The organism is Lutibacter oceani (assembly GCF_003384935.1).
GTDB classification, from domain to species: Bacteria; Bacteroidota; Bacteroidia; order Flavobacteriales; family Flavobacteriaceae; genus Lutibacter; species Lutibacter oceani.
The window spans coordinates 26,572-39,910 of record NZ_QTTQ01000009.1 but is presented as its reverse complement, the minus strand read 5'-3'; the positions used below and the strand labels follow the sequence as shown (position 1 = coordinate 39,910).

At 28.6% G+C, this 13,339-nt stretch carries 14 protein-coding genes and 1 tRNA gene; 10 read left to right on the top strand and 5 right to left on the bottom strand.

The window, feature by feature from the left end:
• Nucleotides 1-8: 8 nt before the first annotated feature.
• From BX611_RS00230 to BX611_RS00200, 7 genes are all read left to right on the top strand, one after another.
• On the top strand, nucleotides 9-359 hold the full coding sequence (locus BX611_RS00230) for a carboxymuconolactone decarboxylase family protein (RefSeq protein ID WP_205417115.1): 351 nt from the start codon (nucleotides 9-11) through the stop codon (nucleotides 357-359).
• A complete protein-coding gene (ftsH, locus tag BX611_RS00225; protein WP_115877489.1) occupies nucleotides 356-2,308 on the top strand; it encodes an ATP-dependent zinc metalloprotease FtsH in 1,953 nt (650 codons plus the stop codon). The genes BX611_RS00230 and ftsH overlap by 4 nt, the downstream gene beginning before the upstream one ends.
• 17 nt (nucleotides 2,309-2,325) lie before the next feature.
• The gene (locus BX611_RS00220) at nucleotides 2,326-2,712 is read left to right on the top strand and encodes a hypothetical protein (protein WP_115877488.1); all 387 of its coding nucleotides are present in this window, start codon (nucleotides 2,326-2,328) and stop codon (nucleotides 2,710-2,712) included.
• A 60-nt stretch (nucleotides 2,713-2,772) separates the two neighbouring features.
• Nucleotides 2,773-4,068 carry an MgtC/SapB family protein gene (locus BX611_RS00215; RefSeq protein WP_240324959.1) on the top strand — a complete coding sequence of 432 codons (1,296 nt, stop codon included), beginning with the start codon at nucleotides 2,773-2,775 and terminating at the stop codon, nucleotides 4,066-4,068.
• Nucleotides 4,069-4,189: 121 nt separating this feature from the next.
• Nucleotides 4,190-5,047, top strand: a complete 858-nt coding sequence (locus BX611_RS00210) for an OmpA/MotB family protein (RefSeq protein ID WP_115877487.1) — start codon at nucleotides 4,190-4,192, stop codon at nucleotides 5,045-5,047.
• 152 nt (nucleotides 5,048-5,199) lie between these two features.
• Nucleotides 5,200-5,985, top strand: coding sequence for a patatin-like phospholipase family protein (locus BX611_RS00205; protein WP_115878872.1), 786 nt, complete (start codon nucleotides 5,200-5,202; stop codon nucleotides 5,983-5,985).
• A gap of 199 nt (nucleotides 5,986-6,184) precedes the next feature.
• Nucleotides 6,185-6,838 (top strand): BON domain-containing protein, encoded by a 654-nt coding sequence (locus tag BX611_RS00200; protein WP_115877486.1) that lies wholly within the window; start codon nucleotides 6,185-6,187, stop codon nucleotides 6,836-6,838.
• 164 nt (nucleotides 6,839-7,002) lie between these two features.
• Here the strand turns inward: BX611_RS00200 and BX611_RS00195 are convergent, their stop codons facing one another.
• Nucleotides 7,003-7,443 carry an Hsp20/alpha crystallin family protein gene (locus BX611_RS00195; protein WP_115877485.1) on the bottom strand — a complete coding sequence of 147 codons (441 nt, stop codon included), beginning with the start codon at nucleotides 7,441-7,443 and terminating at the stop codon, nucleotides 7,003-7,005.
• Nucleotides 7,444-7,896: 453 nt separating this feature from the next.
• Between BX611_RS00195 and BX611_RS00190 the strand changes: the two genes are divergently transcribed.
• Nucleotides 7,897-9,090 (top strand): serine hydrolase domain-containing protein, encoded by a 1,194-nt coding sequence (locus BX611_RS00190; RefSeq protein ID WP_115877484.1) that lies wholly within the window; start codon nucleotides 7,897-7,899, stop codon nucleotides 9,088-9,090.
• Between the two features lie 237 nt (nucleotides 9,091-9,327).
• Here BX611_RS00190 and BX611_RS00185 read toward each other — a convergent pair whose 3' ends face one another.
• Nucleotides 9,328-9,645, bottom strand: coding sequence for a hypothetical protein (locus BX611_RS00185; RefSeq protein ID WP_115877483.1), 318 nt, complete (start codon nucleotides 9,643-9,645; stop codon nucleotides 9,328-9,330).
• 279 nt (nucleotides 9,646-9,924) lie between these two features.
• Nucleotides 9,925-10,009, bottom strand: a tRNA-Ser gene (locus tag BX611_RS00180).
• 100 nt (nucleotides 10,010-10,109) lie between these two features.
• Here BX611_RS00180 and BX611_RS00175 point away from each other — a divergent pair.
• Nucleotides 10,110-10,862 (top strand): sulfite exporter TauE/SafE family protein, encoded by a 753-nt coding sequence (locus tag BX611_RS00175; protein ID WP_115877482.1) that lies wholly within the window; start codon nucleotides 10,110-10,112, stop codon nucleotides 10,860-10,862.
• Between the two features lie 70 nt (nucleotides 10,863-10,932).
• Nucleotides 10,933-11,982 (top strand): chorismate synthase, encoded by a 1,050-nt coding sequence (gene aroC / locus BX611_RS00170; protein WP_115877481.1) that lies wholly within the window; start codon nucleotides 10,933-10,935, stop codon nucleotides 11,980-11,982.
• Between the two features lie 144 nt (nucleotides 11,983-12,126).
• Here the strand turns inward: aroC and BX611_RS00165 are convergent, their stop codons facing one another.
• Both BX611_RS00165 and BX611_RS00160 read right to left on the bottom strand, forming a co-directional pair.
• Nucleotides 12,127-12,684 (bottom strand): PepSY-associated TM helix domain-containing protein, encoded by a 558-nt coding sequence (locus tag BX611_RS00165; RefSeq protein WP_115877480.1) that lies wholly within the window; start codon nucleotides 12,682-12,684, stop codon nucleotides 12,127-12,129.
• A gap of 8 nt (nucleotides 12,685-12,692) precedes the next feature.
• Nucleotides 12,693-13,223 carry a hypothetical protein gene (locus BX611_RS00160; RefSeq protein ID WP_115877479.1) on the bottom strand — a complete coding sequence of 177 codons (531 nt, stop codon included), beginning with the start codon at nucleotides 13,221-13,223 and terminating at the stop codon, nucleotides 12,693-12,695.
• Nucleotides 13,224-13,339: the final 116 nt, after the last annotated feature.

Sequence of the window (13,339 nt, the reverse complement as noted above, 5' to 3'; positions counted from 1 at the left end):
TTTAAGTCATGACTAAGGATTATTGTAAATATTATAACGATTTGGAAAAGTTGAAGGAAGAATTAGAACAATATATGCCTTCAACAATGAGTAGTTTTAATAAGCTTCATATGAAAATTATAAAAGATGGAGTGTTAACTGAAAAAACAAAAGAATTAATTGCTTTGGGTATAGCAATTTCTGTGAAATGTAATGGTTGTATTGCCTTTCATGTAAATGATGCATTAAAAGCTGGAGCTACTAGTTCAGAAATTATGGAAACTATAGAGGTAGCAATATTTATGGGAGGAGAACAGTCCATGGTTTATGGTTGCCAAGCATTAGAAGCATTAAATCAATACACTGTTATTGAAAAATGATTGAAAATTTAAAAAATAGCGAAAACAATAAAATATCGGAAAATAAAAACCCGAAAAAGCCTTCAATTGGTTTTAATCCTAATTGGATGTATATTTTATTTATACTATTAATGCTGCTGTTAATAGTTATAAATCCACTTGTTAAAACTAAAGAAATTAGTTGGTTAAAATTTGAAAAAACAATGTTAAGTACGCATGATGTTGCGCAAATTATAGTTGTAAATAAAGAAATAGCAGAAATCTACATTAAATCGGAAAAGCTTAACGATCCGAAATATATTGAAATTTCAAAAAATGCTTTAGCTTCAAAAGTAGGACCACATTATACTCTTCAAATAGGTTCTGTTGATAGCTTTGAAGATAAGTTACAACAAGCACAACAAAATTTTTTACAAGATGAAAAGGTTGAAGTAATATATCAGAATAGAGCTGATTGGACAAGTGTTTTAACATGGTTATTACCATTTGGAATTCTAATTTTATTTTGGATATTTATGTTTAAAGGAATGGGAAAAAGCACCATTGGAAGTTCTGTATTTAATTTTGGAAAAACTACTGCAAAATTAATTGACAAAGACATTAAAAGTAAAGTAACTTTTAAAGATGTAGCTGGTTTGAGAGAAGCTAAAAAAGAAGTTGAAGAAATTGTAGATTTTCTTAAAAACCCAGAAACGTATACTAAATTAGGTGCAAAAATACCAAAAGGAGTAATGCTTGTTGGCCCTACGGGCACAGGTAAAACTTTAATGGCAAAAGCAGTTGCAGGTGAAGCTAAAGTTCCTTTTTTTTCATTATCAGGTTCAGAATTTGTAGAAATGTTTGTTGGTGTTGGAGCCTCTCGTGTAAGAGATTTATTTAAACAAGCCAAAGAGAAAGCACCAAGTATTATTTTTATTGATGAAATAGATGCTGTTGGGCGTACACGTAGCAAGGCAAATGCTTTTCATGCAAATGATGAAAGAGAGAATACTTTAAATCAGTTATTAACAGAATTAGATGGTTTTGGAACTAATACAGGTGTTATTGTATTGGCAGCCACCAACAGGGCAGATATTTTAGATAAAGCCTTGTTGCGTCCAGGAAGATTTGACCGTCATATTTATTTAGAATTACCTAATAAACAAGAGCGCATTGAGATTTTTGAAGTGCATTTAAAACCTATAAAAAAATCCAAAAATGTTGATGTAGATTTATTAGCCTCGTTAAGTCCAGGTTTTTCAGGAGCAGATATTGCTAATATATGTAATGAAGCTGCTTTAATTGCTGCCCGTAAAAAAAAGGAACATGTTGATCAAGAAGATTTTATGGAAGCAAGAGATAGAGTGGTTGGTGGATTGGAACGTAAAGGCAAAATAATTTCCATTGCAGAAAAACAAATTATAGCAAATCATGAAGCAGGTCATGCAGTAGTTAGTTGGTATTTGGAAAATGTAGATTCATTAGTAAAAGTTTCAATAATTCCAAGAGGAAAATCACTGGGTTCAGCTTGGTATCTTCCTGAAGAACATCAAATTATAACTAAACCGCAATTTTTAGATCAAATTTGTGCATTACTTGGTGGCAGGGCAGCAGAAGAAATTGTTTTTAATGAAGTTTCTTCTGGTGCTTTAGATGATTTGGAAAAAGTGACCAAACAGGCATATAATATGGTTGCTTTTTATGGGTTAGATGAAGAGCTTGGTCCTTTAAGTTTTTACGATTCTACAGGTGAAAATGAACGCTTTTTAGGAAAACCTTACAGTGAAAATATGGCAAAATTAATAGATAAGGAAGTGCAGGATTTAATTACCAAATCTTATAAAAGAGCAAAAAATGTATTAGAAGAACATAAAAATGAGTTACTCCTTTTGGCAAAATTATTATTAAAAAAAGAAGTTGTTTATTTGGAAGATCTCGAAAAAATATTAGGAAAACGAACCAAGGAATTACCACTAAATATAAAAGATTAACATAAAAAATCAATATTATGGAAACAGCAATTATTTATAATTCAGATTTGTATTTTGAGCACAAACAATGGAGACGAGAACTCTTTTTTTGGGAGGATGAAATAAAATCTTTTAAAAATAGATTAAGTGAACTTGTAAACAGGTGGACTGATAAAAAGGTGTTGGCGCAATTAGAACATTATCAAAATCAGTTTTTTATTCAGGAAAGCATTATTGATAAGTTTCAGGAAGATATTATTGCACACGAAACCAACATTGCTGCACATTTTAAAAAAGGAGAGGATGTGCTCGATCAGCCTTTAGTTAAAAAACATATTGAATTTAGAAATCATATGGATACTCAAAGACGAATATATACCGATCTAAAAAAAGAATTTTATCGTTTTCTTTCAAAGTATATGTAATTTTTTTTAACACTTTTAAATAGTTAAATTTTAAAGTTTGTGTAACCTAAAGCTACTTCAGTGGATGATAATTTTATTTTACAACTTGAAAATTTTGAACTTACTCAGCTTGATTTTCTAATAAGAATGTTAGTAACTATTGGTGTTGGTCTTGTTTTAGGTTTAGAACGTGAATTCTCACAATTTTCTGAAAAGATAGAAATATTTGCGGGTGTTCGCACTTTTACATTAGTTGCCTTATTAGGGTTTTTAACGGCATTAATGGGTATTATTTTTACATATTGGATTTTTATTGCAGGTTTTTTTAGTGTTGTATTCATTGTAGCAGTCTCCTATTGGGTAACATCACAAAAAGGAAGTATTGGAGGTACTACCGAATTTGCCACAATTTTAACTTTTTTATTAGGTGCATTAATATTAGTAGGTAATATTAATGCAAGTTTGGCTCTTACTGTTATTACAGTAGTTTTATTGTCTCTTAAAGTTAAATTAAGAACAATTATTGGGCAACTAACACAAAAGGAATTATATGCTTTTGTTCGTTTTGTAGTAATTGCACTTTTAATTTTACCTTTTTTACCAAACAATTATTTTGGTCCTTACAATATTATTAACCCAAGAGAAATAGGTTGGATAATTGTGTTAACATCAGGTATTGGTTTTGTAGGATATGTTTTAATGAAGTTTTTAGGAGCCAATAAAGGCATATTATTAACTAGTTTATTTGGAGGCTTTGTATCTAGTACGGTTATAACCTTAACATTTTCAAAAAAAAGTAAAGAAAACCCATCGCTTTCACAAAATTACGCTGTTGGTATTTTTGCTGCTGCAACCATTATGGTTATCAGAATGTTTTTATGGGTATATATTTTTAATTCAAAAATGTTAAATGGGCTACTACTTCCTTTATTAATAGTGTTTTTAACTGCTTTAGGAACCACATTTTTCTTTTATAAAAAGCAAGTTTCAAAACCAAATTTTAATGAAAAAATGAAATTATTAGAAGATCCTTTAAATATTAAAAATGCAGTTTTTTTTGGAATTTTTTATATAGGAATATTAATGCTTATAAGTTATGCAAGTGCTACTTATGGGGCTAAAGGGATTTATATTTCAAGTACTTTAAGTGCTTTAACAGATATTGATGCTATTGCAATTTCAGTTTCTAAATTAGGTGGCTCAACTATTAATTTTTTAACTGCTCAAAATGCTATCTTATTAGCAACACTTTCAAATACAATTATGAAAATTGGAATTGCAATTTGGATAGGCAGTAAAGATTTAAAAAAATATGTAATTATAGGCTATAGTTTTATTCTTATTGCAGGAATTGTAGGTTTTATAATTTTAAACTAAACCTTGCATTTTTTTAATAAAGTAATAATAATCAGTTTATTAAATGACTGCAGTCATTTTAAAACACTAAAAATAGTTTTCACTTTGTATAATAAACTGTTGAATTTATAAAAAATATAAAATGAAAACTTTAAAACGTATAATGTTATTTTTTTTGATAGTACTAACATCTTGTGTAAGTCAAAAAAAATATACCGAATTAGAAAATCAAAAAGATCAATTTGAAAATGAATTGAGCTCGTGTAAAAGTGAACAGCTAATTTTAGAGACTAATTTATCAAATGAAAAAAATAAGTTATCAAAATTAGAAAACCAATTAGATTATTTTAAAAGTACCAATACTAATTTGTTAGACCGCCTTTCTGATTTATCAATAGTTAGTAAATCAGGTGCAGAAAGCATTAAAAAATCTTTAGAAGCTTTAAATGAACAAAATAAATATATTATAAACCTAACAACTTCAATGCAAAGAAAAGATTCATTAAACTTAGTACTGGTAATGAATTTAAAAAGATCCTTAGATAATTTTGATGATGAAGACATTTATATTGAAGTAAAAAAAGGTGTAGTATATGTATCTGTTTCAGATAAAATGCTATTTAAATCTGGAAGCTATAAATTAAGCGCAAGAGCTAAAGAGGTAATTGGAAAAATAGCAAAAATTGTTAATGACCATAAAGAATTAGATATTTTGGTTGAAGGACATACAGACAATGTTCCAATTTATACAGAGTGTTTGTTGGATAATTGGGATTTAAGCGTAAAAAGAGCCACTTCAATTGTAAGGTTAATGCAAACTGAATTTAGTGTAAAACCAGAAAGAATGACTGCTGGAGGACGCTCAGAATATATTCCTAAAGATACTAATGAAACTAAAGAAGGACGTGCTAAAAATAGAAGAACTGAAATAATTATATTACCAAAATTAGATCAATTTTTTAATTTACTTGAGCCTGCAAAATCAACCACAAAAAACTAGTGTTTTTATATCTAAAAATATAAGTTGAAATGCTTAAAAATGACCATAATCATTATTTTTATGTTTAAACATTTTTTTTATTAATTACTTGTAATAAGCATCATTTAAATTCTGAATGTTATTCATTAAATTAGTAATTAATAATGTATAAAATGAATATAGGATTGGTACTTTCCGGAGGAGGCGCTAGAGGTATTGCTCATATAGGAGTAATAAAAGCATTGGAGGAGTATAAGATATCTGCGTCTCATATAGCCGGTACAAGTTCAGGAGCAATAGTTGGTGCTTTATATGCGAATGGGTGTAGCTGGAGCGAAATGCTAGATTTTTTTAATAGTATACAAATATTTAGTTTTGATAAATATGCGGTTAATAAACCTGGATTTATTGATACTGAAAAATTTTATGAAATCTTTTTAAGATATTTACCAATAGATAACTTTAAAAACTTAAAGAAAAATCTATTTATAACTGCAACAAATTTATTAAATGGAGAATTAAAAGTTTTTAGTGAAGGAGAACTTATAAAACCAATTTTGGCTTCTGCAGCATTTCCAGGTTTATTTACTCCTGTAAAAATTGATCAGGATTATTATATAGATGGGGGAACCTTAAATAATTTTCCCGTAGATATTATTAAAACACTTTGTGATAAGATAATTGGAGTAAATGTAAACCCATTTGATGATGTTGTTGAAAATTTAATATTAAAACACTCGTACAACATTTTGGAAAGAGCTTTAAAAATAAAAAATGCAAATGAATTTTCCTCAAAGTTTGAAGCTTGTGATTTAATTATTTCACCTAAAAATTTGAGTAACTACAGTATTTTTTATTTAAAAAATATAGATGAAATATTTCAATTGGGATATAAAGAAGCTATAGAAATTTTGGAAAGTAAAAAAGGTGTTCAATTTTTAAAACAAGAAAACTACTAAACCTTTTTTATAATTTGATGAATATCATTTCAAATGAGTTTTTAACACCAATAAATTTCAAGTTTTTCCAATAAATCTAAATAAGCATAAAGAATTTTAGATGTTAATTTTTTGAATTGAGATAAATCATTTCAACTGCTTTAATAAGTAATTAGTTTTACATAAAATAAATTATTGTTTAATTAAAATCTATTTTATTATGAAAACAGATAGCGAAATAAAAGAGGACGTTCTTGATGAATTAATGTGGCAACCAAATATTGATGAAACACAAATTGGTATTATTGTAGACAAAGGGGTAGTAACACTTACGGGTGTTGTGGACAGTTATGCTAAAAAAGTAGCCGCTGAAAAAGCTGTAAAAAGTGTAATTGGAGTTAAGGCAGTTGCAGATGATGTAGAAGTAAAATACGGAGCTGCTTATAAAAAAACTGATAAAGAAATTGCAAAAGCTGTTGTAAATGCCTTAGAATGGAATGCATCAGTACCACAAGAGAAAGTTGAAATTGAAGTACGTGATGGTTGGGTATATCTTTCTGGAGAACTTCAATGGTTTTATCAAAAAGAAGCAGCAAGAAAAGCAGTAGAAAATTTACTTGGTGTAAAAAAAGTAGTTAATAATATTACCTTAAAACAAGCTATTGAACCTTCTGAAATTAAAAAGAAAATTACCAAAGCTTTTGAAAGATTAGCAGATTTAGATGCAAATAGCATTAAGGTAGAAGTTGATGGGCACAAAGTGAAATTAAGAGGCAAAGTACATTCGTATGCAGAAAAAGAAGAAGCCAGAAAAACAGCTTATTATGCTCCTGGAGTTTATGATGTAGAAAATCAATTAGAAGTCGTTGATTAGTTAAATTATAATACACTAACTAGCACATTTAATATAGTCCTTTTATAATTAAAAAACACGTTATTCTAAATACTGAACATTCAAATTAAAATATTTAGAATAACGTATAATTTTAAATTAATCTTTTTCAAAAGCTAACGTAGAACTTTTAAATAACAAATTTTTTAAATAATTTCAATTACTTTTGGTTTGTGTTTTTTTGCTGCTTCTTTTTTAGCAAGGCTAAATTTTAAAATACCATTTTCATAAACAGCTTTTACTTTTTCGTCTTCAACACTTTCAGGTAATTCTAAAGATCTTTCAAAAGATTCATAGCTAAATTCTTTGCGAGTATAGTTTTCATCTTTTTCTTTCTTGGTTTCACTTCTTTTTGCTGAAATGTTTAAACAACCATCATCAATTGTAACATTAAAATCTTTTTTTGAATATCCAGGAGCTGCTAATTCAATTTCAAAAAGATCTTTTTTTTCTTTAATGTTTAATGCAGGTTCTTCCAATCTTCTTAACCACATGCGTTCATTAAATAAACTATTCGGGTTAAAATCCAACAAATCTGTTGATAGAAGATTTTCCCAAGGACTTTTTCTAAATTTTACTAATGACATAATTTTAATTTTTAAGTTAAACTTTTTATACCTCTAAATTAATATTTGATATAGGAGATATAAATGATTTCCCTCAATTTGGATAATTTATATTAGATTAACCATTAAAAGCAGTAAAATAGGCAGATTTAAATACCTTTATTATGAATATTATTTTTAATAATCTGAATAATTGATATTCATCAATATTAACGAAAAACTAAACTGATTTTTTCTCCACATTTTATTACATGGGATTACTGATTTGTTGGTGACTTAGGAATATATTTAGATTCATAATTCAATGTTTTTCGCTAAAATATTTAAAAGAAACTTCATTATAACGCTGAAGTTTTTTATTTGGAAAATGTAAAATAGCCCCTCTTAAATCCTAAAACTAACATAAAATTAAGATTAGCGTTTTGAAAATACAGAAATGAATGTTAATTTGCTCCTGAATTTTTAAAACCCCATTTGAAAAAAAATATTAAAATAATAGCCATAACCCTCATAGTTGTTTTGAGTGGTTTTTTTCTCAGCGGTAAGTTAGAAGCCTCAAAAAATGAAGTTGTTTTAACAGCAACACCTATTACTGTTTCGCCTAAAGAAGAACCTGCAATTTTAATAGAAAAATATCCTGAAGAGGCAACAAAAGAGGTGCGCCATAAATTGGATTCACTATTAAAACGTATTAATAAAAGACATGATTTTCATGGGGCCATACTGGTAGCTAAAAATGGAAAAATCATTTATAACAATCAAATAGGTTACGCAGATTTTAAAAAGAAGGAGCCACTTAATGAAGTATCTATGTTTCAATTAGCTTCAGTAAGTAAACAATTCACTGCAGCAGCCATTATGTTATTGAATGAAAGAAATCAAATTCAGCTTACAGATACAGTAAACACTTATTTTCCAAACTTTCCTTATGAAAATGTGACTATTAAAAATCTTCTAAATCATACAGCTGGATTGCCAAAATATTTTTGGATTGCCGAGCATAAATGGCAACAAGAAAAAGCACCTTCAAATAGCGAAATGATGGAACTGCTAGAATCAAGTAATGTGCAGCGGTATTTTAAACCAGGACGTAATTTTGATTATTCCAACACAGGTTATTTTGTGCTGGCTTCTATTGTTGAAAAAGTTACGAGTACCAGTTTTGGTACTTTTTTAAAAAGAAATTTTTTTGAACCACTACAGATGAAAAATACCTATGTATACAGTTTTGAAAATGATAGTGTTAAAAAAAATCAATTAGATGGGTATAGATTATATAGAGGATGGAGACATTTAAAAATTAACAATACAGTAAATGACGCTGTTGTTGGAGATAAAAATGTATATGCTACCATTGAGGATTTGTTTAAGTGGACTCTTGGGCTAAATAATGGGAAACTACTTTCTAAAGAATCGTTAGAACTTATGCATTCAGAGGGAGAAACTGTTTATGGAAGAAAATTTCCATATGGTTTTGGTTTTCGTATTAATACTAAGGGACAAAAAAATATATATCATTATGGTAAATGGAATGGTTTTAGCACAGGACTTACACAATACCTGGAAGATGATTTGGTAGTTATCGTTTTAGAACACACCAGCTATAATGCTATGAAATCCCTTAACAAAAAAATAAAGAAAATTGTTGCTGAAAATTTCAATGTTTAATTTTTTATAACAAAAAACAGCTCCAAAAAAACAATCACAAGCCTATTTAGGTTCAAAAATCCCATTCTTACTTTAGAATAGTTCACCAAATTATAGCTTCTATCCATTTTACAGCTATAAAAGATGACGGGCTTGTTTGCGGTGTCTAAATATTTGTTTACAATAATTTACTTGTCGAAATTATCTTCACTGAAAAAATCACAAATTGTTTTTTTTTGATTAAAAAATGTCATAAATTTAATATTCAATCTCCTCAAGACGCCCAACGTTATAACTATCAATTGAATAGTTAGTATTTATAAATATCTCTTTATCAACTTTAATTAAGGAAATTATGAATTTTCCAACATTAAAAGCACCAATTTTAGTCAATATAATTATAACTATCATTTCAGCTATTATTAGTTCATTCACGTTATTATTTGGCATAGCACATCTCGTTGAAGGAAGAAATCCAAATATTCCATATTCAGAACATCTAAAAGGGTTAACAATAGTTATAATCCTTTGTGTTATTGGAGTTGTTTTTTTGGTAATAACGATAGCTTCAATCAAGGGAATATTATTTGAGTTAAACCGAAAAACAGATCATTAATAATTATACCGTTTAAACTTTGTGAAAATTTGATTTACTAAAATTAACCCCTTCCCTATATAGATGTGTATGGGTGTAATAGTATAATGAGGACATGAATTCACAAAAATTATTTAGTATAATAGTAAACCTAATTGCTTATAAAGTGCCGATAAACAGTATTTAAATTATAGCTAGTTTATCTATAAGTTGCTCTAAAAAATAAAGCCTTGTAAATCAATAGATTACAAGGCTTTTTGCGGAGAAAGAGGGATTCGAACCCCCGGAGGTGTGACCCTCAACAGTTTTCAAGACTGCCGCATTCGACCACTCTGCCATTTCTCCTTTAGCGAGGGCAAATATAAAACCCTTTTTTGTTATGCTCAAACTTTTTTCAACTTTTTTTTACTAATTTTTAAAGTACATTTGTATTTCAAAAAAAATAATGAACCCTATAGTAGAAATTATTGTTTTAATTGGTGTTGGTTTTATAGCAGGAGCTATAAATACACTTGCTGGTGGAGGTTCACTTTTAACACTTCCAATACTTATTTTTTTAGGATTACCTCCAAATATTGCCAATGGAACAAATAGAATAGCAATTCTTTTTCAAAATATATTTACAACTGCCGGATTTAAAAGTAAAGGAATCATTACATTTCCATTTAGCATTTATTTAGGAATTTCAGCATTGATTGGTTCAATTATAGGAGCCCAAATTGCTGTTGACATAAAAGGCGAAACATTTAATAAAATTTTAGCCGTAATAATGGTCGTAATTGTTGTTTATATGATATTACAATCAAAAAGAAAACAATTAAATGCAATAGAGAAAATTGAAGGTAAAAAATTATGGATAAGTATTATTCTATTCTTTTTTGTTGGTATTTATGGAGGATTTATACAAGCTGGGGTTGGTTTTATTATGTTGTTAATATTGTCTTCAGTAAATAATTTATCGTTGGTTAAAAGTAACGCAGTTAAAGTAACAGTTGTTTTAATTTATACATTTTCAGCAGTTTTAGTTTTTGCATATAATGATAAAATTAGTTGGAGAATTGGTTTAACATTAGCAATTGGAAATGCTTTGGGAGGTTGGTTGGCCAGCAGATGGTCTGTTAAAAAAGGAGACGGTTTAGTTCGTAGGTTTTTAATAGTTGTAATTGTTATTATGGCAATAAAACTCTGGTTTTTTTAAATTTATTTCAAAGAACAAATCAACCATCAATAGGATTCTTTTTTTTACATTTGTGACTTAATTTATTGATATGTCTAATTCATTCGGAAAAATATTTACAATAACAACCTTTGGAGAGTCTCACGGTCCGGCAATTGGAGGTGTAATTGATGGCTGTCCTGCAGGAATTGAGCTAGATTTTGATGCTATTCAAAAGGATATGGATAGAAGAAAACCTGGTCAGTCTAAAATTGTAACTCAACGTAAAGAACCAGATGAGGTAAAATTTCTGTCTGGAATTTTTGAAGGTAAAACAACAGGTGCTTCAATTGGGTTTATTATTGAAAATGTTCATCAACGTTCAAATGATTATTCACATATAAAAGATTCTTTCCGTCCTTCTCATGCTGATTATACATATGATAAAAAGTATGGAAACAGAGATTACAGAGGTGGAGGTAGAACTTCAGCAAGAGAAACTGCCAATTGGGTAGTTGGAGGAGCCATTGCTAAGCAGGCAATACCGTCAATAAAAATAAATGCATATACATCTTCTGTAGGAGATTTGTTTTTAGAAAAACCATATCAGGATTTGGATTTTTCTAAAACTGAAAGCAATATTGTTCGTTGCCCAGATAGCGAAGTAGCAGAAAAAATGATTAAAAAAATTGATGCTATTAGAAAACAAGGAGATACTATTGGAGGAACTGTAACTTGTGTTATTCAAAATGTGCCAATTGGATTGGGAGAACCTATTTTTGATAAATTACACGCCCAATTAGGGAAAGCAATGCTTTCAATAAATGCGGTAAAAGGGTTTGAATATGGAAGCGGATTTTGTGGTGCTAAAATGAAAGGTAGTGAGCATAACGATATTTTTAATGCTGATGGAACAACTAAAACAAATCTTTCTGGAGGAATTCAAGGTGGCATAAGCAACGGAATGGATATTTATTTTCGTGTTGCTTTTAAACCTGTTGCAACTATTATGCAAGCCCAAGAAACTATTGATAAAGATGGTAATATTGTTGAAATGCACGGAAAAGGTCGTCATGATCCTTGTGTGGTTCCAAGAGCAGTGCCAATTGTAGAGGCATTAGCTGCAATGGTTTTAACGGATTTTATGTTATTAAACAAATAATAAAATAGTACGATAAAGCTGCAAAAATGCTCATTCTGAATTTATTTCAGAATCTGATCATATTAATTTGCAATGTATATGAGAACCTGGATCGAGTTCAGGTTGAAGTAAAATATACTTTTTAACTTGATTTTTTATTATTGTCTACATATAAAATATCAAAAACAATATTGGAATTATTATTCCCAATAACATATAAATTCCGCCACGACCAATAATCCCTTTTTTCCCTTTTGTAATAAAGAAAGAAGTAACAACAAACAATATTAATGCACCTGCAAAGATATCTGAAAACCACGTCCAAATTCTATTGGGATTATAATGTAAGTAGTTGGTTTCAAATATTAGGGGCCTTTTTTTTAAGTATTCAGCTATTCCGTTTCCATTATGAATATTTACAACTACTGAAGAACCACCTTTTAGGAAAATTTTAATATTTCTATTGTCTGGATAATAATGACTTTTATAATTATTTCTGTTATCAATTTTATCTAATAAATTTAATACGTTTTCTTTTGAAGTAGTACCTTTTTCTAAATTTAATGAAGTTGTAAATTGATTTATTTCAACGGAATAATTGGGATTCCAATCGGCCATATGATTTAAAGCAATTCCAGATATAGCATAAATTAAGGTTGTTCCTATAAAAAAGAAACCAATGTCTCTATGGAGAATTCTACTCCATTTTCGCAATTGTTTCATATTTTATTTTACTCTGCATCTATATTTTCCAATGAAACATATTGTAAGGAATAATTTGAAATATAATCAACTCCTTTTTCCTTCATTTGATCTCTTAACTGTTGTATGTGTTTCTTTTTATTTTCGAATTGTTCTTGATTTGAAACCCCTTCAGAATGACTTTTAATATTATCTTCTTCCATTTTTAAGCAGTAAGCTTCATCTATTCTTTCTTCTAAAACAATACCTGTTACTTTAATTTCACTTCCCATTAACGCTTCATCAAACCTTTCTTCTGAAAAAACATGTGCATCTCCTTCATCGGTTACTAATAATATTTTTTTGCCTCCGTGTTTACAAACGTGGTCAACTATACCTTTAACTTGTATTTCTTTACCAACAAATTCGCCAGCTTTTGTATCAAATTCACCTAATGTTAAAAGTGGAGTTTCAACAATTTCAACTTCATTTTTTTTAGTGTTATTCTCAACTTTTTTGTTTTCTGTTTTACAAGAGATTATTAATAAACAGATTGCTATTGCTAAAAAAATATTTTTCATTTTATTTATTTTTTATAATGTGGCAACTAATTTAAAAGTGTTTCATTAAAAAAATAATGATTAAAGTCATTAAAGGCATATTTGTTATGCATTTTTTATGTAGCATTAATCAACTA

Bases quoted from the DNA above. Each gene is read 5' to 3' on its own strand.
- BX611_RS00230 (WP_205417115.1), top strand. From the start codon at position 9: ATGACTAAGGATTATTGTAAATATTATAACGATTTGGAAAAGTTGAAG.
- ftsH (WP_115877489.1), top strand. From the start codon at position 356: ATGATTGAAAATTTAAAAAATAGCGAAAACAATAAAATATCGGAAAAT.
- BX611_RS00220 (WP_115877488.1), top strand. From the start codon at position 2,326: ATGGAAACAGCAATTATTTATAATTCAGATTTGTATTTTGAGCACAAA.
- BX611_RS00210 (WP_115877487.1), top strand. From the start codon at position 4,190: ATGAAAACTTTAAAACGTATAATGTTATTTTTTTTGATAGTACTAACA.
- BX611_RS00205 (WP_115878872.1), top strand. From the start codon at position 5,200: ATGAATATAGGATTGGTACTTTCCGGAGGAGGCGCTAGAGGTATTGCT.
- BX611_RS00200 (WP_115877486.1), top strand. From the start codon at position 6,185: ATGAAAACAGATAGCGAAATAAAAGAGGACGTTCTTGATGAATTAATG.
- BX611_RS00195 (WP_115877485.1), bottom strand. From the start codon at position 7,443: ATGTCATTAGTAAAATTTAGAAAAAGTCCTTGGGAAAATCTTCTATCA.
- BX611_RS00175 (WP_115877482.1), top strand. From the start codon at position 10,110: ATGAACCCTATAGTAGAAATTATTGTTTTAATTGGTGTTGGTTTTATA.
- aroC (WP_115877481.1), top strand. From the start codon at position 10,933: ATGTCTAATTCATTCGGAAAAATATTTACAATAACAACCTTTGGAGAG.
- BX611_RS00165 (WP_115877480.1), bottom strand. From the start codon at position 12,684: ATGAAACAATTGCGAAAATGGAGTAGAATTCTCCATAGAGACATTGGT.
- BX611_RS00160 (WP_115877479.1), bottom strand. From the start codon at position 13,223: ATGAAAAATATTTTTTTAGCAATAGCAATCTGTTTATTAATAATCTCT.